Below are 18,758 nucleotides of genomic sequence, written 5' to 3'. Positions count from 1 at the left end.
CTTACCCTGCCTGCAAGAATGTGCAAATTTAAGTATTTGCGAACCATCTTCCAGGCTTGATAAGGTAACGTCTCAGGTAATTTGGCGTTTACCCTTAGCCACACTCATTCAATGGATGATTACCACTGAATACCAGCACCAATTGCGGCTGAGTAATCGCCCTGGCTATTGGTACTACCTTGTAATTTGTAGACCCAACGACCGTTGTCACTGACCATTGACACACCTAATGCCACGGCAGATTCACCGTTATATGTACCACCACCAATGGAGGCCATGTTAGCACCCGGTTCGTAAGCTTGCGGCAAGCCTGTCATCGCCATTGCAGAAGCGATACCACCGCTTAACTTGCTTTCGGTTTTCGACAGTTTGTGATCCATCTGAGCCATACGCTGATCGGTGTATTGCTTGTTTTCCTGAACGCTTTGCTTCAACTGCGCATAGTTCACTGCGTCGTTGTTGTTTACGCCAGCAGAAACATTGCTGATACGCGTTGTACCGCCACTGCCACCACCGAGGGTGATGTTGCTGTAGTCAACAGAACCATCGGCTTTGGTGTCGTAACGCACACCGCCTGCTTCGGAAGACTTCAACTGTGCCACGTTAACAGCATCGGTGTCGTTTTTACCTGCGGCTACGTTGGTGATACGGCGTTGATTGGTAGAGGAACCCACAGAGATCGTATTTTCTTCGGTTGCCACGGAGCCTGTACCCAGTGCTACGCTGTTATCTGCGGCAGCAATGGAGCCAGAACCAATCGCAACACTGTCTTTACCCTGGGCGTTAGCATCTACACCATCGGTGTTGGTCTTGAAGTACTTGGTGCTACCTGTGGTGACGATATCGCCAATACCATTTTCGATATTGGTCACGCGAGTATCCAGGTTAGTAACCTGAGTGTTCAGGTTAGTAATGCTCTGGGTATTTTGCGCTACGCGCTCATCGGTGACTTTCAACTGACCCACGTTAACTGCATCGGTATCCGCCGAACCTGCTGCGACGTTGGTGATCTGACGTTGACCGTCTTCGTTGCCGACAGAGAATTCACCTACAGAGTTCTGCGGTGCATCCATATTGTAGGCGGTGTAATTGGTTTGAGCGCCACGAGTGGTCGTAGAACCATTACCTATCGCAATACTGTTGACATGAATGACTTGCGCATTGCTACCGATGGCAATGCCGTTAAGTGCATTGGCCTCCACATAGGCACCATAACCGATACCAATACCTTTATCGCCATTCACAATGGTTTTCGCACCCATTGCCAGCGAGTCAGTACCTACAGCCAGTGAATCTTCTTCCGTTGAATTAGCGTGGTAGTATTTAGTCGGCGTGGTCGCGACTGCACCAATCGCATTCTGCAACTGGCGAACCGTAACAGCATCATGGGCCTCGGAACCATCGGCTACGTTGATGATTTGACGATATTTACCGTCATCACCAATAGACAACGCACCAAGCAGTTCACCGTCAGTTGTGTCATAACCAATCACAACACCTTCTTCCGACACGCTGGTGTCACGAGAACCTTTAACTATTTCGCGCTTGGAGACTGAACTGCTACCCAGAGCGATACCCGTATCAACGTCGCTGTAGCTGCCCTGACCGATGGCTACGCTGCTATCGCCTTTGGCAACAGAGTTATAACCCACAGCGGTAGAGCCAATACCTGCTGCGCTGGCATCGGTGAAGGTTAAACCGGTGTCATTGGTACGCACATAGTTAATACCTGCACCGTTTTCTTCGATGTAGTCCGTATTGGTGTTTCCGGCAAGCTGATTGATGATTTGGCTATTTTGCTCGATCAGCAGGTTAGCGGCATTCAGTTGAGAACCGTTAACTGCGTCGGTGCTGCCTTCACCAATGTTACCATCAGCAACGTTTGTGATGATGCTGGCTTTGCCATCATGGCTGGCGTTGTAGGCACCTTTGCCGTCATTGGCTGTTGCATCCCACAGCAGAGCGTTATCATCGAGTGCATCCAGAGCTTCACCGACATTGTTGTACTCGGCATTCGCAATGGTGTAAGTCGGCGCAGTGATAGTACCGTCAGCGTTAACTTCTGCATCACCGCCCAGAGCATCTGCGATATATTTATTAGTGGTATAGAGTTGTGAGCCGTTAATGGCATCGCTGCTGGTGGCGGAAATTGCACCATTTGCGACGTTAGTAATCTTACTGGCAGTGTTATCTACCCCACGACCGGCGCTGAATGCACCTTTACCGCCATTAGCTGTTGCATCCCACAGCAAAGCATCATCGAGAGTGGTGTCAATTGCCTCCAGAGCTTCACCGACGTTATCGTAATCAGCATTAGCAATGGTGTAAGTCGGTGCAGTGATAGTACCGTCAGCGTTAACTTCTGCATCACCACCAAGGGCATCAGCAATGTACTTGCTCGTGTCATAGAGTTGCGAGCCGTTTACAGCATCGCTACTGTTTTCAGAGATTGCACCGTCAGAAACGTTAGTGATCACGCTGGCTTTGCCATCATGCATGGCGCTGAATTTTTTCGCTGTAGCGTCCCACAGCAGGGCATCACCAAGTGAAGTGCTGAACGATGAGTTAATTGCATTCAGGGCATCACCTACGTTGTAGTATTTCGTCGAACCGATGGTGTAGGTCGGGCCGGTGAGAGCTCCTGTATCGCTGATATCGGCACCACCGCCGAGATAGGTTGTGAATGAATCGGCTAAACTATAAAGCTGGCCACCATTAATGGCATCGGTGCTGGTGGAAGATACAGTGCCTGCCAGTACGTTGGTGATTTTGCTGTCAGTACCGTTGGTGCCGTGTTTGGCGCTGAATGCTGTGCTATTCCACAGCAAGGCATCTTGTTTCAGGTCATACAACTGCGAGCCGTTCACGGCGTCAGAGCTGTTTTCATTAATCTGACCATCAGCAACGTTGGTAATGATGCTCGGAGTATTGTCTTTTCCATGTCCAGCACTGAATGCGCCAGCATTGGATTTAGCGGTTGCATCCCATAACAGGGCGTCGTTATCCAGTGCGGTAAGGGCCGCGCCAACATTAGTGTATTCATTGCCACCAATATTATATTTAGGGCCGGTAAATACGCCGGTATCACTTACTGTGGCACCGCCACCAAACGAGGTTGCAACTGAGTTACTTACACTATAAAGCTGGCTACCGTTAATGGCGTCATTGCTGTCAGCTTTGATCGTGCCATTTTTCACATTTACGATCTTGCGTTTTAATGAGTCGTTGCCGACAGAAACGCTATCCTCCAGATCTGCAATAGAGCCAGCCCCCAGTGCGACGGAGTTAATACCGACAGCGCTGGTATTACTACCAAGTGCAAGACTATTATCGCCTGATACAGCACTGGCCTTACCTAAGGCAATAGAGTTTAAGCCGCTTGACTGGCTGCCATTGCCCAACGCAATCGTATTTGCATCGCTGGCTTTGCTATTATGACCTATAGCAATGGCGTCAATGCCAGATGCTATAGCGGTTGCCCCCATAGCGATACTATATTCAGATTCGGCCTCACTGGCATCGCCGAGTGCCAGGCTGGAATCACCCAATGCCAGGCTTGCATTACCCAAGGCTGTAGAATTAACCCCCTTAGCTTGCGTTGCGGTCCCCAGTGACAAAGATTGATTACCCAATGCAAAACTGTTTACACCTAATGCGATGGTGTTATTACCTTGAGTGGTGCTGCCAGCGCCCAGCGCTATGCTATTAGCCCCTTTTGCCTTCGCACTATTGCCAATGGCGGTAGCATTTTCAGCTGCTTGGGTCTCTGCACCTATCGCAATCGCGTCGGCGCTGCTCGCCAGCGCACTCCGCCCAAGCGCTAAAGCATCTTCGCCAGTAGCTTGTGAAGAGTCGCCCAATGCCGCGCTACTCTTGCCTGAGGCGACAGCGTTATATCCTACAGCTGTCGCGCCAGCTCCCGAAGCACTGGCATCTTTAAAGGTCAGGCCTGTGTCGTTGGTGCGAACATAGTTGATGCCTGCGCCATTATTCTGGAGATAGGTTGTGCTGGTATTCCCGGCAATTTGGTTAATGAGCGTATTTGTGGCGTTCAGTTGAGAGCCGTTAACGGCGTCTTTACTGGTAGCCGAAATATCGCCATCTTTTACATTGATGATTTTGTTTTCTTTTTCAGAGCTGGTAATCGTACCATCGGCATTTTTGACAATATAGCTGGCGCTAAAAGCTGAGTTATTTTCATCCCAATGAAGAGTGTCATTGTCAATTCCTTGAAGCGCATCACCAACGGTGCTGTACTCACTGCGTTTAAGCTTGAAGCTTATAGCGGTTAAAGTTCCGTTCGAGGCGACACCGGCTCCACCTCCTAATCTTGTTGCTACCGATTGGCTGATGGCGTAAAGCTGGGAACCATTAATGGCTTCTTTACTGTCTGACGAAATCGCACCTGCCGCCATATTGACGATTCGACGCTGTAGCAAGCTAGAGCCTACCGACACAGTATTATCTTCACTTGCTTCAGAATCTGCACCAAGCGCAATACTGTTATTACCACCTGCAGAAGACTTACTACCTAAGGCAATGCTTCCCGTTCCGCCTGCTTTACTTTCGAAGCCTATTGCAATAGTGCTGTCTCCAGAAGATTTGCTATCAGTACCCAAAGCGAGAGCATTTATTGTAGACGCGTTACTGTTTAACCCTATTGCAACAGAGTTTGTGTTAGTTGCTTTGGCATTTTGCCCCAATGATAAAGAGCTCGTGCCGGACGCAGTTGCCATATATCCCATCGCAGTTGCATAATCAGCACTTGATTTCGTATTGCGTCCTAATGCGATAGTGTAATCTTTGTAAGCTTTCGTACCAGAGCCGATAGCCAAGGCGTACCCCGTATTTGATTCACCTACCCCTTGTGTCGCAGCTTCTGTATCTCGTCCAATAGCGATGCTATTCATATTTGCGGTTATAGCATTCGTACCCATAGCGATGTTGTACTCACCAGTAGCTTTTGCAACGTGGCCTACAGCAAGGCTTTCTGTCCCGGACGAAACACTATAGCCGCCAAGAGCCATGGAGTGGCTACCCGTAGCTTGAGCAAAATCCCCGACAGCGGTTGTATTTTTAGCGGTAGCCTTTGCTTCAACCCCTATGGCGGTTGAGTTTTCACCACTTGCCTCGCTCCGCGATCCGATTGCAGTACTCCGCGCGCCCAGAGCTTCTGCGTAATAACCCAATGCTACCGATGCGGCATCTTCTGTGGCACCTGTTAATGGGTTTTCTACGTTTGTAGTACCTGCATCTACTTTTGAGTTCTCCCCAAAAGCAACCCATTTATCGCCAGAACCAACTGGGGTACCTGGTGCGTTACCTGTAGCACTTGCCCCAAACGACGACCACAACCCACCCGCAACCAACGCAGAAATTAACAGCTTACTGCGCCCGCTCTTTTTCCCACGGCTTTTCGCCGTTTCACTGGCAACGCTGTAACTGCCCGTTGCTGGATTCCAGATAACTTTAAATATTTTGTTCATTATTGATGCTCTCTATTCCTTGATAGTAAGCGCAGAAGCTGCATTTATTTTTTGTTTTTTCGCTGCTGAGTTTCAGCAGGTTGAACAGTGTCGAACTGGATATTGGCCATATTGATGGACAACTTCAGATACTTCAGGTTATTAGGCGAAACTCCTTTTAATGTCAGATTAATGTCTTGCCATTGACCTGGTGTTAATTGCAGGGTGGAATTCATGGTGGTGTTGAAAAGTAATTGCTGCCACTTTGCCAGCGCTTTGGTATCGGTGGGTCTTTCATTGCCCCATGTAGCATGAAAGCCAATGTTTGATACGGGAACGCTTAAAAGGTTGACCAGTGAAATACGAATAACACTGCCATTTTCAACCGCATCAATAGCCAGCACTCGGCCTGCTAAACCGACAGAACCGTTATTTAAAATGAAGTATTTTGTTTGTGTCGGGTTAAATTCTGTGAAGACAAAGGTATCTTGCTGACTTTTAATGTCTTTAACGATTTGAGTTAGTGCTTTGGTGCTATTAATGAGTAATGTTTGCTGTTTATCAACTGTTGAAAAGCTAGTAGTTTGTTGTTTTTCAATGAGATCTAATCTTGCGCTTAGCTTTTCTTGCTGTAGTTGTAATTCATCTATTCGTTTGATTTTATCGACATAATCACAGCCTGTTAACGTACCCACCAACGATACAGTTAACAAACAAGTCAGTATTTTATTAACAGACATGGCAACATTTCCTTATCTAAATTCATCATGGTGAATGCTCACAAGATGAAAGGTCCGTGATATTAATGCTCAGCAACGAGCTATAAATCCTTCGAATGTATTGGGAAGGAAGTCATACAAAATATTTGTTTTACGAATATTAAAAGTTACTTAAACAATAAAATATGTCTGATTGTAGTTAAAAATATTAAATTTTTGCAGGATGCTAATAGTTATGGGTATAGGATGTCAAAAAATTAATTCCTGGACGGGCATGTATACGGTCTAATTATTTATTATCTAAATATATCCCGGCAGCATTCAATAAAAAAAGAGTGTTATCGTGAATGAATATGCATATGTTTAAGAGGATGAAATATTAAATTATTGATGGGGTATATGATTTGAGGGGGATTGAAATGATTTTTCAGATTATGGCTTATTACATGAAAGTTTGCTTGCCTGGAGGCGACAAAAGTTCGGGGTGAATACGGAGGGGAGGAGAGTTCCCGCACTTAACCTGTAGAGGATATGAATGCGGGAAGGTGTAAATCAGAATTCCGTTTTCGAAAAACCGGTCATCTCTTCAAGGCCCATTTCACGGCCTAACGCAGTCATTGGGTGGACGACAACCAACCCACGAACGCTTTTCTTAAGTTTGCCCATATCGGCTTGCTCTTTACGTGTGATGGCCCGGCGAAACGGCATTTTCATCAGCTTTTGCGCTTCTTTACTGAGTTTCTTGCTATGTACTTCACGCAGACGAGCAATTTCCGCTTCCAGCGTCGCTTTCTCTTTTTCCAGCTCAGCGTATTTATCGGCGGCTTCAACCAGCGACAGCTCTGCCTGCTGGTGACGGATCGCATCAAGACGATCGCTCAGGCGCTTAATTTCGTTTTTTTCGACTTCTTTCATGTGGTGTCTTCTGATAGATATAAGAATAACAATCCATAGTATGCGCGCAGAGCGACTTTAATCACAACTCATCGATTGAAAACCATTGCTTTTGTTAATCATCTTTTAACTGATCAGCCTGGTAATTTTATGATAGATAAGGATTTAAACTTAAAAAGCTGATGATAAAAGGCGTAGCCCCAGGCAGGGAGATAAAGCACGTTTTCCTTAATGTCACACTTTTTACCATCTACACTACAATCAGCGGCCGCGCATCCCGACGCGGAGAAACACGGAGGCCCGATCATGACAAAATTAGGTGAAAACGTTCCGCTTCTTATTGATAAAGCTGTCGATTTTATGGCATCAAGCCAGGCATTCCGGGAATATCTGAACAAGACGCCCCCGCGTAATGTCATTCCTGACAGCGTACCGAAGGAAAACGCGCAGGTGTATCTACAACGCCTTGATTATTATCGACAGCTCTATCGACCAAAACAGGAAGAGAAACTGTAAGCGGGAGTTTGTTTACTTCTGAAAGGCTTTTTTCAAGCTGATTGTTGAAATCAGCTCGGTCAGGGAAAGCACCATCGTTGAACGTACCGCCTGTTGATAGCGCTGAATCTGCATTGCGTACAGGCTGGGATCAGAAAGCTCAAACTGCGGTGGCGGCGGCAGTGCCGCCACACAGTGTAGCTCGCCAAATGGCCCCAGAATCTCGTCATCGGTAAACGCGTATTCGTTGCCGTCATGATTTAACTCTTCACGTAACGCCATCAGCAACTCTGCATCTTCATATTCATGGCGGCTAATTACGCCAAGCCCATAGATAAGTTTCAGGCGGACGGAGAGATCGCCCAGCGGACCGTCGCCGTCAAGCAACGGTTCAACTGCGTATTTCACCGCGTAATCGTCTTTACGGAAGACCTGGAGCACCAGAATATTCACCGCGTCGGTCAGGAGATCGACAGCGGTGATCAAAAAGCTCCGTACGGTTTTGCCAGCATTCAGACGCTCCAGCACACGGTTTTCAAAGGCCTGGGTTTGTTCCATTGTTGCCTGCATATCTGACAATCTATGTTTCAGGCGCAGGTTACCCTGCGGCCTGGTCTTACATCATTGCTTTTCGTTATAAACGCGTACCGCCTCAATGACGACATCGCTGTTAGCATCAAGCCCGGAAATCTCTGCCAGTGCGGCTTGCGGGCCTTTGTCAGCGATCAGTGCTGCCAGTTCCTGAGCCTGCGGATCATCTTCACTGCGGAAGTGCATTGCAGCGGCAATACCTTCAATCAGGTTTTTATGTGGCAGACCATATTCCAGCGTACCCAGCAGTGGCTTGATCAGACGGTCGCCTGCGCTCAGTTTACGCAGCGGCTGACGGCCTACGCGCTCTACATCATCTTTCAGATACGGGTTCTCAAAACGACCAAGGATTTTCTGGATGTACGCCGCATGTTTGTCCGCGTCAAAACCGTAACGCTTAATCAGTACCGCGCCGCTTTCTTCCATCGCCCCTTTTACCACCGCGCGGATTTTCGCGTCGAGAATCGCATCACGAATGGTCTGATGACCCGCCAGTTTTCCGAGGTACGCGGTTATAGCATGACCCGTGTTCAGGGTGAAGAGTTTACGTTCGACAAATGCCATCAGGTTGTCGGTTAACTCCATGCCTGGAATGTTCGGCAGCGCGCCTTTGAACTGGGTTTTATCAACAATCCATTCGCTGAAGGTTTCTACCGTCACTTCCAGCGGATCGTGAGTTGCCGAAGCCGAAGGCGGTACGATGCGGTCAACCGCGGAATCGACAAAGCCAACGTGTTCTTCTACCCACGCTTTGGCGTCTTCCGGCAGGGCGTTCATCACATGGCCTTTCAGCTGCGTGGTGCCGCGTACCATGTTTTCACAGGCGATAATGTTCAGTGAGGATTCATTACCTTGTTCTTTACGTTTCACCAGCCCTTTGGCGATTGCCGGGGCAATACGTTCCAGCACAACCGGGCCCACGGCGGTAGTGACTAAATCGACCTGAGTAATCAGATCAACGACATCATCACCAATGCTGCTGACAGCATTGACGCCAGAAACGGTATCTACCTGCTCGGTTTCACCGACCACATGAACCTGATAGCTATGACGGGCATTCAGGGCATCAAGTACCACCTGATTGACATCGGCAAACGTCAGTTGGATACCCGCGTCTGCCAGCAGTTTACCGATAAAACCACGACCGATATTACCTGCGCCAAAATGTAATGCTTTCATAGTATTAACCTTCATCAATGTTTTTACCCGAGAGGGCTGGGGTGAGGCATTTCCCTCACCCAAACCCTCTCCGTGAGGAGAGGGTAGGGTTGGATTACTTACGACCTGCCAGCAGTTCCAGCACTTCATCCACGCTGGTGGTGTGCGCCAGACGCTCGATGACAGACTCATCATCCAGTGCGTTGGTCAGGCTGGTGATAACCTGAATGTGCTCGTTGTTACGGGCAGCAATACCAATCACCAGACGGGCAATGTCATCTTCTTCTTCACCGAAGCGCACGCCTTCCGGGTACTGGCAGAACACCACGCCCGTTTTCAGTACGCGATCTTTCGCTTCAACCGTACCGTGCGGTACTGCGATGGACTCACCCAGATAAGTCGGGGTCAGTTTTTCACGATCCAGCATCGCCTGAATGTATTCCGGCTCAACGTAACCGCCTTTCACCAGCTGCTCGCCAGCAAAACGAATCGCTTCTTCTTTGGTTGCCGCTTTGCGACCAAGGAAGATGTTCTCCGCGCCGAGCTTGAACAGATTAGCACTGGAATCGTCAAAGCTGTCTTTCAGGCTGTCTTTTACTTTCTCTTCGTTTGCAGAGTGGCGCTGGGCAGCAACCAGACGTTCGGTCAGGCTGGTGTACAAGCCACTGTCGAGGAAGTTGGTCAGCGAAATATGCTGTGCCTGCGGAACCTGACGCATAGCGCGTTCGGTCAGGTCACGGTGAGTGATGACCAGGTCCACATCTGGCGGCAGGTTGTTGATCGCGCTGTTAGTAACAGAAATCTGCGACAGACCTGCATCCTGAATTTTCTTACGCAGCACGCCTGCACCCATCGCACTGGAACCCATACCGGCGTCACAGGCAACGATGATTTTACGTACGTGGCTCAGGTCGTTAGTCACATCGCCCGCAGACAGCGGAGACGCGCCTTTAGACTCAGCTTTCATTTCCTGAACGCGACGTGCAGCAGCTTCAATATCATCTTCTTCTTTCACTTTGCTGGTTTTCAGCAGAATGGCAGAGACAACGAAGGAGACTGCCATCGCCGCACACACACCCGCGATGTTAGCGAAGTAAGCACCTTTTGGCGTCATCGCCAGTACCGCAAGGATAGAGCCCGGAGATGCCGGAGAAACCAGACCACCACCCAGGATAGTCAGCGTGAACACGCCAGTCATACCGCCGAGGATAACGGCCAGGATCAGACGCGGATTCATCAGCACATACGGGAAGTAGATTTCGTGGATACCACCGAGGAAGTGGATGATTGCCGCACCGCCCGCAGACTGTTTAGCGCTACCACGACCAAAGAACATGTACGCCAGCAGCACGCCCATACCAGGACCTGGGTTAGCTTCAATCAGGAAGAAGATGGATTTACCCAGTTCATGGGACTGCTGAATACCCAGCGGCGAGAAGATACCGTGGTTAATGGCGTTGTTGAGGAACAGGATTTTCGCCGGTTCAACAAAGATAGACGCCAGCGGCAGCATGTCATGGACAACCATGAAGTTAACGCCCGCAGCCAGCATTTTGGACAGGGCTTCAACAATCGGACCAATGCCGAGGAATGCCAGAATGGCGAGGATCATCCCGATGATGCCAGCGGAGAAGTTATTCACCAGCATCTCAAAACCGGATTTGATCTTACCGTCTACCCAGCGGTCGAAGTGCTTAATGCACCAGCCGCCCAGCGGACCTGCAATCATAGAACCGAGGAACATCGGCATGTCTGCGCCGACGATAACGCCCATGGTGGTGATGGCACCGACTACGCCGCCACGTTCGCCGCCTACCAGCTTACCACCGGTATAACCGATCAGCAGCGGCAGGAGATAAGTGATCATCGGCCCGACCAGCTTCGCCAGCGTCTCGTTCGGTAACCACCCTGTTGGAATAAATAATGCGGTGATAATACCCCACGCGATAAACGCGCCGATATTTGGCATCACCATGTTGCTGAGGAAACGACCAAAGCTTTGCACTTTGATCTTAATATCGGATGACATAAAAACACCCCTTCTTATGTTTGCTGTCGCGCAGGCTGGAAGCCCGAGGTTTTTTGTTAATGTGGCGGCAGAGGTAGCCGGACCTTGTTGATAGTGCGAAATCTGGCACTGAATCGATCAACTGTCCAGTCGACGGCCTTTTGTGTGATTTTGATCACATAAATATAGGGGGTAGAGAGGTATTTGATGTGACCGTCGTCACAATAATGCTGTGTAAGAAAACCACAAACGGCTAAATTTGACCAAAAATGGCATATAAATGTGAAGTTACTCACATTTTTGTTTTGAAGGTTTGTTGATTGTTTGTGATCTGCATCACAAGATATTTTTACCTGCAATTATCCGAATGTGATCCCCGGCAAATTTTGCTGACTGGTTTCTTTCGCTCTGAAAGTGAGCAACTTCTCGCCAGCAAAAATTATCCTTTCGTTGGATGGCGAAAATTGCTGCCTGCAATTATGTTCAAATTATCAGCCTGACTTTCATCCGGCTGCCAGCCCACAACAACCCTGATTAACGTGAATCTGAGGCAGATATGTTTCTAAACTATTTCGCGTTGGGAGTGCTGATATTCGTCTTTCTGGTGATTTTTTACGGCATCATCGCCATTCATGACATCCCCTATCTGATCGCCAAAAAGCGCAACCATCCCCATGCCGACGCTATTCATACCGCGGGCTGGGTAAGCCTGTTTACCCTGCATGTTATCTGGCCGTTTTTGTGGATCTGGGCAACGCTCTACCAACCGGAGCGCGGCTGGGGTATGCAGTCACATGTTACGCCGCAAGGCAACGAGCCAGACCCGGAAATCGCCGCACTTTCGGCGCGAATTTCCCGGCTGGAGCAGCAGCTCGCCACTGACAAAAAACCTGATTACTCCGCGTTCCCGGAGATCTAATTATGGATCTATTGATTGTTTTAACTTACGTGGCGCTGGCGTGGGCGGTCTTTAAAATCTTCCGCATTCCGGTGAATCAGTGGACGCTGGCGACCGCGGCGCTCGGCGGTGTGTTTCTGGTGAGTGGTTTAATTTTATTAATGAACTACAACCATCCTTACACCTTTACGGCACAAAAAGCGGTGATTTCAATTCCGATTACGCCGCAAGTCACGGGGATCGTCAGCGAAGTCACTGACAAAAATAATCAACTTATTCACAAGGGAGACGTGCTCTTTAAGCTTGATCCGGTGCGTTATCAGGCGCGAGTGACACGGCTTCAGGCTGACCTGATGACAGCAACCCACAACATCAAAACGCTAAGGGCACAATTAGCGGAAGCCGTGGCGAACACGACGCAGGTATCAGCAGAGCGCGATCGTCTGTATAAAAATTATCAGCGTTACCTGAAAGGCAGTCAGGCGGTGGTAAATCCTTTTTCAGAACGAGATATTGACGATGCCCGACAAAACTTTCTCGCTCAGGATGCCCTGGTGAAAGGTTCGGTGGCGGAACAAGCACAAATTCAAAGTCAGTTAGACAGCATGGTCAATGGTGAGCAATCGCAAATTGTCAGCTTAAGAGCACAGCTGGCGGAGGCGGAATATAACCTGGCGCAAACTGTTGTGCGGGCGCCGAGCAATGGCTACGTCACCCAGGTGCTGATTCGCCCTGGTACTTACGCTGCTGCATTACCCCTACGCCCGGTGATGGTGTTTATCCCTGAACAGAAACGGCAAATTGTCGCTCAGTTCCGGCAAAACTCGCTGCTGCGTCTGGAGTCTGGCGATGAAGCCGAAGTGGTGTTCAATGCGCTGCCAGGGCAAGTCTTTCGTGGCAAGTTGACGCAAATTCTGCCCGTTGTTCCTGGCGGCTCGTATCAGGCGCAAGGGGTATTGCAATCGCTGACGGTCGTGCCAGGAACAGACGGCGTACTTGCGCTGATTGATCTGGAACCTAACGCTGAGGTTGATGCTCTGCCCGACGGCATCTACGCGCAAGTTGCTGTTTATTCAGACCATTTCAGCCACGTTTCCGTTATGCGCAAAGTACTCCTGCGTATGACCAGTTGGATGCACTATCTTTATTTAGATCATTGATATTTTATTGGCTGCCTTTTTTTTAACCCTGAGTCATACTCATATTTTGTTAACAAAAAGGAAACATAATGAAGCTCATCGGTAGTTACACCAGTCCGTTTGTCCGCAAAATTTCCATTCTCTTGTTAGAGAAGGGCATCACGTTCGAGTTTGTTAACGAACTGCCTTATAACGAGGGAAACGGCGTGGCGCAGTACAACCCGCTGGGAAAAGTCCCCGCGCTGGTGACCGATGACGGTGAATACTGGTTTGATTCACCCATTATTGCGGCCTATATCGAACATTTGAATATTTCCCCGCCGATGCTGCCAGATTCACCGCGAGAAGCTCTGAAAGTTCGGCAAATCGAAGCACTGGCAGATGGCATCATGGAGGCTGCGCTGGTCTCTGTACGCGAGCAGGCGCGCCCTGCCGCTCAGCAGTCGGAAGCCGAGTTGCTGCGCCAACGTGATAAAATCAACCGTAGCCTGGATGTGCTGGAAGGATATTTGCTGGATGGCACATTGAGGCACAACTCGTTTCATCTGGGGACAATCGCCATTGTCTGTGCGATTAGCTATCTCAATTACCGCCGTGTTGCCCCTGGCTGGTGTGTGGATCGCCAGAACCTGGTAAAACTGGTTGAAATACACTTAAATCGCGAAAGTTTTGCCCGCACCGAACCACCAAAGGCTTGATGCGCAATATGTCCGCCTGAACAATCTCACGTTACAATCCCCTTCATGTCGCAATCCCTCTCCGTTGGGGAGAGGGCACCAACTGCCGGGCCTCGTCATGACTACCGAAACGCGTTCTTTATTTAGCCAGCTTCCTGCTATCGATCGTCTGTTGCGTGATAGTGCATTTCTCACTTTGCGTGAAACTTACGGTCATACCCGAGTTGTTGACCTGCTACGTCAAATGGTTGACGAAGCGCGGGAAATGATTCGTGCAACCCAGGCCTTGCCCGCCTGGTGCGATAACTGGGCGCGTGAGGCAGATGCTCGCTTACAAAAAGAGGCGCAAAGCGCGTTACGTCCGGTAATTAACCTTACAGGCACGGTATTACATACCAATCTGGGAAGGGCGTTACAGGCAGAAGAGGCGGTAGAGGCCGTTTCTCAGGCGATGCGCTCGCCAGTGACGCTGGAATATGACCTGGATGGTGCCGGTCGTGGGCATCGTGATCGTGCTCTGGCGGAGTTACTTTGCCGCATTACGGGCGCGGAAGATGCCTGTATCGTCAATAACAATGCTGCTGCAGTGCTGTTGATGTTGGCTGCAACCGCCAGTGGTAAAGAAGTGGTAGTTTCACGTGGGGAGTTGGTGGAAATTGGCGGTGCGTTTCGCATTCCTGATGTGATGCGTCAGGCAGGATGCGCATTACATGAAGTGGGTACCACCAACCGCACCCATGCAAAGGATTATCGACAGGCCGTAAATGAAAATACGGCATTGTTGATGAAAGTTCACACCAGTAATTACAGCATTGAAGGTTTCACCAAAGCAGTGGATGAAGCAGAGTTGGTGAGTATTGGTAAAGAGCTTGATATCCCGGTGGTCACGGATTTGGGTAGCGGTTCGCTGGTTGATCTCAGCCAGTACGGCTTGCCAAAAGAGCCGATGCCACAGGAGCTTATCGCCGCAGGCGTGAGCCTGGTAAGTTTCTCTGGCGACAAGTTACTCGGCGGGCCGCAGGCGGGGATTATCGTCGGGAAAAAAGAGATGATTGCTCGCCTGCAAAGCCATCCGCTGAAACGAGCGCTACGGGCAGATAAAATGACCCTCGCCGCGCTAGAGGCCACTCTGCGTCTGTATTTGCATCCAGAAGCGCTTAGCGAAAAATTACCGACATTACGTTTACTGACTCGTCAGCAAGAGGAGATTCAGGTACAAGGGCAGCGGTTACTGGCACCTTTACTTGCACATTATGGCGAGGAATTTGCGGTTGCGGTAATGCCGTGTCAGTCGCAAATTGGTAGCGGTTCGCTGCCTGTTGATCGCCTGCCCAGTGCGGCATTAACGTTTACCCCACATGACGGACGCGGAAGCCGCCTGGAGACTCTGGCTGCCCATTGGCGCGAATTGCCCGTGCCGGTTATCGGACGGATTTACGATGGCCGCCTGTGGTTGGATTTGCGCTGCCTCGAAGATGAGACCCGGTTTTTGGAGATGTTGCTGAAATGATTATTGCTACTGCCGGACACGTAGACCACGGTAAAACCACGCTATTACAGGCAATTACAGGAGTTAACGCCGACCGCCTGCCAGAAGAAAAGAAGCGTGGCATGACCATCGATCTCGGTTATGCCTACTGGCCGCAGCCAGATGGTCGCGTGTTAGGTTTTATTGATGTTCCTGGTCACGAAAAATTTCTCTCCAACATGCTGGCTGGTGTGGGCGGTATTGATCATGCGTTGCTGGTGGTGGCGTGTGATGATGGTGTAATGGCACAAACCCGTGAGCACCTGGCTATTTTGCAGTTAACAGGAAATCCGACACTGACGGTGGCACTCACTAAAGCGGATCGCGTAGATGAAGCGCGTGTTGGTGAGGTTGAACGCCAGGTAAAGGAGGTGCTGCGGGAATATGGTTTTGCTGATGCAAAACTGTTTGTCACCGCAGCAACCGAAGGGCGGGGAATTGATGCCCTGCGTGAACATTTGCTCCAGTTGCCGGAACGCGAACATGCCAGTCAGCAAAGTTTCCGTCTGGCCATCGACCGTGCTTTTACGGTTAAAGGGGCAGGACTGGTGGTGACGGGCACGGCACTGAGCGGTGAAGTGAAAGTCGGCGACACGTTATGGCTGACTGGAGTGAATAAACCGATGCGTGTGCGTGCGCTTCATGCGCAAAATCAACCTACTGAATTCGCCCATGCCGGGCAGCGTATTGCCCTGAATATTGCTGGTGATGCAGAAAAAGATCAGATTAGCCGTGGTGACTGGTTACTTACCGATGCACCGCCAGAACCATTCACCCGGATTATTGTTGAGCTACACACTCACGAGCCGCTGACCCAGTGGCAGCCACTGCATATTCATCATGCTGCCAGCCACGTTACTGGGCGCGTGTCACTGCTGGAAGATAACCTTGCAGAACTGGTCTTCGACACCCCGTTATGGCTGGCGGATAACGACCGCCTGGTATTGCGCGATATCTCTGCCCGCAACACGCTGGCCGGAGCGCGCGTCGTGATGCTTAACCCGCCGCGTCGTGGGAAGCGTAAACCAGAGTATTTGCAATGGCTGGCTTCCCTTGCCGGGGCACAGAATGATAGCGAAGCGTTAAGCGTTCATCTGCAACGCGGCGCGGTTAATCTTCCTGATTTTACCTGGGCGCGGCAGCTGAGTGGTGAAGGATTGCGTCACCTGATTCAGCAGCCGGGCTTTATTCAGGCCGGTTATAGCTTGTTAAACGCTCCTGTTGCTGCACGCTGGCAACGGAAAATTCTCGATACGCTGGCAACGTACCATGAACAACATCGTGATGAGCCAGGCCCTGGACGCGAGCGTCTGCGTCGCATGGCACTGCCGATGGAAGATGAAGCTCTGGTGCTGTTGCTGATTGAAAAGATGCGCGAAAGTGGGGATATCCATAGCCACCACGGTTGGCTGCATCTGCCCAGTCACAAAGCCGGGTTTAGCGATGAACAGCAGGTGATCTGGCAAAAAGCCGCACCGTTGTTCGCCGATGAGCCATGGTGGGTACGCGATCTGGCAAAAGAAACCGGAACAGAAGAGCAGGCAATGCGTCTGACGCTGCGTCAGGCCGCGCAGCAAGGGATGATTACTGCGATCGTTAAAGATCGTTACTACCGCAATGATCGGATTGTTGAATTTGCCAATATGATCCGCGATCTCGATCAGCAAACCGGATCAACCTGTGCGGCAGATTTCCGTGATCGCTTAGGTGTTGGACGAAAACTGGCGATTCAGATTCTGGAATATTTTGACCGTATTGGATTTACCCGTCGTCGAGGAAATGATCATTTATTACGCGATGCGTTATTATTTCCTGAAAAAGAATGAAACAATTAATTCAAAATTAAAATGAATTAATACAAATATCTTATTGATATGAATAAAGCACAATAGATTTTTTAATCTAATGTGCTTTTTTATTCTTCTCATTCCATAAATAACAATGCTGATCATATTTTTGAGTCATACAACCTTGTAAGCTCCCCTTCCTTTATTATAAATAATCAGGAGAGTGTTATGGCAGCTTCAACCTTTTTTATTCCTTCTGTGAATGTAATTGGTGCTGATTCATTGAACGACGCAATGAATATGATGGCGGAATATGGTTTTCGCCGGACATTAATTGTTACTGACAGCATGCTGACTCAATTAGGTATGGCGGGAGATGTACAAAAAGCATTGCAAGAGCGTGATATTTTCAGCGTTATTTATGATGGTACTCAGCCTAACCCAACGACAGAAAACGTTGCTGCAGGTCTCAAACTGCTGACCGAAAATAATTGTGATAGCGTAATCTCCCTGGGCGGTGGTTCTCCGCATGACTGCGCAAAAGGTATTGCGCTGGTAGCGGCCAACGGTGGTGATATCCGTGATTATGAAGGCGTTGACCGCTCTGCAAAACCGCAGCTGCCGATGATCGCCATCAACACCACTGCGGGTACTGCATCAGAAATGACTCGTTTCTGCATCATCACCGACGAAGCACGTCACATCAAAATGGCGATTGTTGATAAGCACGTGACTCCGCTGCTTTCTGTCAATGACTCCTCGCTGATGATCGGTATGCCGAAGTCACTGACCGCTGCAACGGGTATGGATGCTTTAACACACGCTATTGAAGCGTATGTTTCAATTGCTGCAACGCCGATCACTGACGCTTGCGCACTGAAAGCGGTGACCATGATTGCCGAAAACCTGCCGTTAGCCGTTGAAGATGGCAGCAATGCTAAAGCGCGTGAAGCAATGGCTTACGCTCAATTCCTCGCTGGTATGGCATTCAACAACGCATCTCTGGGTTATGTTCATGCGATGGCGCACCAGCTGGGCGGTTTCTACAACCTGCCACACGGTGTATGTAATGCTGTTCTGCTGCCACACGTTCAGGTGTTCAACAGCAAAGTCGCTGCTGCGCGTCTGCGTGACTGCGCTGCTGCCATGGGCGTTAACGTGACAGGTAAAAATGACGCAGAAGGTGCAGAAGCGTGCATCAATGCCATCCGTGAACTGGCGAAGAAAGTGAATATCCCGGCAGGCCTGCGTGACCTGAACGTGAAAGAAGAAGATATTCCGGTGCTGGCAACCAATGCCCTGAAAGACGCCTGCGGCTTTACTAACCCGATCCAGGCAACTCACGAAGAAATTATGGCGATTTATCGCGCGGCGATGTAATCATCATTCCCCAATGGCT

At 49.6% G+C, this 18,758-nt stretch carries 13 protein-coding genes; 7 read left to right on the top strand and 6 right to left on the bottom strand.

Annotated elements, in window-relative coordinates; genetic code table 11:
* Positions 1 to 119 precede the first annotated feature (119 nt).
* The 3 genes from K0335_RS08085 to K0335_RS08075 all read right to left on the bottom strand — a co-directional run bounded on the left by K0335_RS08085 (position 120) and on the right by K0335_RS08075 (position 7,099).
* Complete coding sequence (locus tag K0335_RS08085; RefSeq protein WP_104920410.1) at positions 120 to 5,486, bottom strand: YadA-like family protein; 5,367 nt, start codon at positions 5,484 to 5,486, stop codon at positions 120 to 122.
* A gap of 44 nt (positions 5,487 to 5,530) precedes the next feature.
* Positions 5,531 to 6,205 (bottom strand): DUF3251 domain-containing protein, encoded by a 675-nt coding sequence (locus K0335_RS08080; protein ID WP_104920411.1) that lies wholly within the window; start codon positions 6,203 to 6,205, stop codon positions 5,531 to 5,533.
* A 531-nt stretch (positions 6,206 to 6,736) separates the two neighbouring features.
* Positions 6,737 to 7,099 (bottom strand): YibL family ribosome-associated protein, encoded by a 363-nt coding sequence (locus tag K0335_RS08075; RefSeq protein WP_160193761.1) that lies wholly within the window; start codon positions 7,097 to 7,099, stop codon positions 6,737 to 6,739.
* 285 nt (positions 7,100 to 7,384) lie between these two features.
* Here K0335_RS08075 and K0335_RS08070 point away from each other — a divergent pair, with 285 nt between their 5' ends.
* Complete coding sequence (locus K0335_RS08070) at positions 7,385 to 7,594, top strand: hypothetical protein (RefSeq protein WP_000163642.1); 210 nt, start codon at positions 7,385 to 7,387, stop codon at positions 7,592 to 7,594.
* Between the two features lie 12 nt (positions 7,595 to 7,606).
* Here K0335_RS08070 and mtlR read toward each other — a convergent pair whose 3' ends face one another.
* The 3 genes from mtlR to mtlA all read right to left on the bottom strand — a co-directional run bounded on the left by mtlR (position 7,607) and on the right by mtlA (position 11,351).
* Complete coding sequence (mtlR, locus tag K0335_RS08065) at positions 7,607 to 8,143, bottom strand: mannitol operon repressor MtlR (protein ID WP_002431803.1); 537 nt, start codon at positions 8,141 to 8,143, stop codon at positions 7,607 to 7,609.
* A gap of 51 nt (positions 8,144 to 8,194) precedes the next feature.
* Complete coding sequence (gene mtlD / locus K0335_RS08060; RefSeq protein ID WP_104920413.1) at positions 8,195 to 9,343, bottom strand: mannitol-1-phosphate 5-dehydrogenase; 1,149 nt, start codon at positions 9,341 to 9,343, stop codon at positions 8,195 to 8,197.
* A gap of 94 nt (positions 9,344 to 9,437) precedes the next feature.
* The gene (gene mtlA, locus K0335_RS08055; protein ID WP_104920414.1) at positions 9,438 to 11,351 is read right to left on the bottom strand and encodes a PTS mannitol transporter subunit IICBA; all 1,914 of its coding nucleotides are present in this window, start codon (positions 11,349 to 11,351) and stop codon (positions 9,438 to 9,440) included.
* A gap of 535 nt (positions 11,352 to 11,886) precedes the next feature.
* On the opposite strand from mtlA, the gene K0335_RS08050 reads away from it, so the two are divergent.
* From K0335_RS08050 to yiaY, 6 genes are all read left to right on the top strand, one after another.
* Positions 11,887 to 12,249 (top strand): DUF3302 domain-containing protein, encoded by a 363-nt coding sequence (locus tag K0335_RS08050; RefSeq protein ID WP_000479633.1) that lies wholly within the window; start codon positions 11,887 to 11,889, stop codon positions 12,247 to 12,249.
* 2 nt (positions 12,250 to 12,251) lie between these two features.
* Positions 12,252 to 13,388, top strand: a complete 1,137-nt coding sequence (locus tag K0335_RS08045) for an HlyD family secretion protein (protein ID WP_104920415.1) — start codon at positions 12,252 to 12,254, stop codon at positions 13,386 to 13,388.
* A gap of 68 nt (positions 13,389 to 13,456) precedes the next feature.
* Positions 13,457 to 14,065, top strand: a complete 609-nt coding sequence (locus tag K0335_RS08040) for a glutathione S-transferase (protein ID WP_000766678.1) — start codon at positions 13,457 to 13,459, stop codon at positions 14,063 to 14,065.
* Positions 14,066 to 14,162: 97 nt separating this feature from the next.
* Positions 14,163 to 15,554 carry an L-seryl-tRNA(Sec) selenium transferase gene (selA, locus tag K0335_RS08035; RefSeq protein WP_104920416.1) on the top strand — a complete coding sequence of 464 codons (1,392 nt, stop codon included), beginning with the start codon at positions 14,163 to 14,165 and terminating at the stop codon, positions 15,552 to 15,554.
* The gene (gene selB / locus K0335_RS08030) at positions 15,551 to 17,398 is read left to right on the top strand and encodes a selenocysteine-specific translation elongation factor (RefSeq protein ID WP_160193760.1); all 1,848 of its coding nucleotides are present in this window, start codon (positions 15,551 to 15,553) and stop codon (positions 17,396 to 17,398) included. Before selA ends, selB begins: the two co-directional genes overlap by 4 nt.
* A gap of 189 nt (positions 17,399 to 17,587) precedes the next feature.
* Complete coding sequence (yiaY, locus tag K0335_RS08025) at positions 17,588 to 18,739, top strand: L-threonine dehydrogenase (RefSeq protein ID WP_000741513.1); 1,152 nt, start codon at positions 17,588 to 17,590, stop codon at positions 18,737 to 18,739.
* The last annotated feature ends 19 nt before the right edge of the window (positions 18,740 to 18,758 follow it).

Source organism: Escherichia sp. GZ89 (assembly GCF_019366485.1).
GTDB lineage: Bacteria > Pseudomonadota > Gammaproteobacteria > Enterobacterales > Enterobacteriaceae > Escherichia > Escherichia fergusonii.
This window is presented reverse-complemented; position numbering and strand designations above follow the sequence as displayed.

Coding starts and splice junctions, on each gene's coding strand:
- K0335_RS08085 (WP_104920410.1), bottom strand. CDS start 5,486: ATGAACAAAATATTTAAAGTTATCTGGAATCCAGCAACGGGCAGTTAC.
- K0335_RS08080 (WP_104920411.1), bottom strand. CDS start 6,205: ATGTCTGTTAATAAAATACTGACTTGTTTGTTAACTGTATCGTTGGTG.
- K0335_RS08075 (WP_160193761.1), bottom strand. CDS start 7,099: ATGAAAGAAGTCGAAAAAAACGAAATTAAGCGCCTGAGCGATCGTCTT.
- K0335_RS08070 (WP_000163642.1), top strand. CDS start 7,385: ATGACAAAATTAGGTGAAAACGTTCCGCTTCTTATTGATAAAGCTGTC.
- mtlR (WP_002431803.1), bottom strand. CDS start 8,143: ATGCAGGCAACAATGGAACAAACCCAGGCCTTTGAAAACCGTGTGCTG.
- mtlD (WP_104920413.1), bottom strand. CDS start 9,343: ATGAAAGCATTACATTTTGGCGCAGGTAATATCGGTCGTGGTTTTATC.
- mtlA (WP_104920414.1), bottom strand. CDS start 11,351: ATGTCATCCGATATTAAGATCAAAGTGCAAAGCTTTGGTCGTTTCCTC.
- K0335_RS08050 (WP_000479633.1), top strand. CDS start 11,887: ATGTTTCTAAACTATTTCGCGTTGGGAGTGCTGATATTCGTCTTTCTG.
- K0335_RS08045 (WP_104920415.1), top strand. CDS start 12,252: ATGGATCTATTGATTGTTTTAACTTACGTGGCGCTGGCGTGGGCGGTC.
- K0335_RS08040 (WP_000766678.1), top strand. CDS start 13,457: ATGAAGCTCATCGGTAGTTACACCAGTCCGTTTGTCCGCAAAATTTCC.
- selA (WP_104920416.1), top strand. CDS start 14,163: ATGACTACCGAAACGCGTTCTTTATTTAGCCAGCTTCCTGCTATCGAT.
- selB (WP_160193760.1), top strand. CDS start 15,551: ATGATTATTGCTACTGCCGGACACGTAGACCACGGTAAAACCACGCTA.
- yiaY (WP_000741513.1), top strand. CDS start 17,588: ATGGCAGCTTCAACCTTTTTTATTCCTTCTGTGAATGTAATTGGTGCT.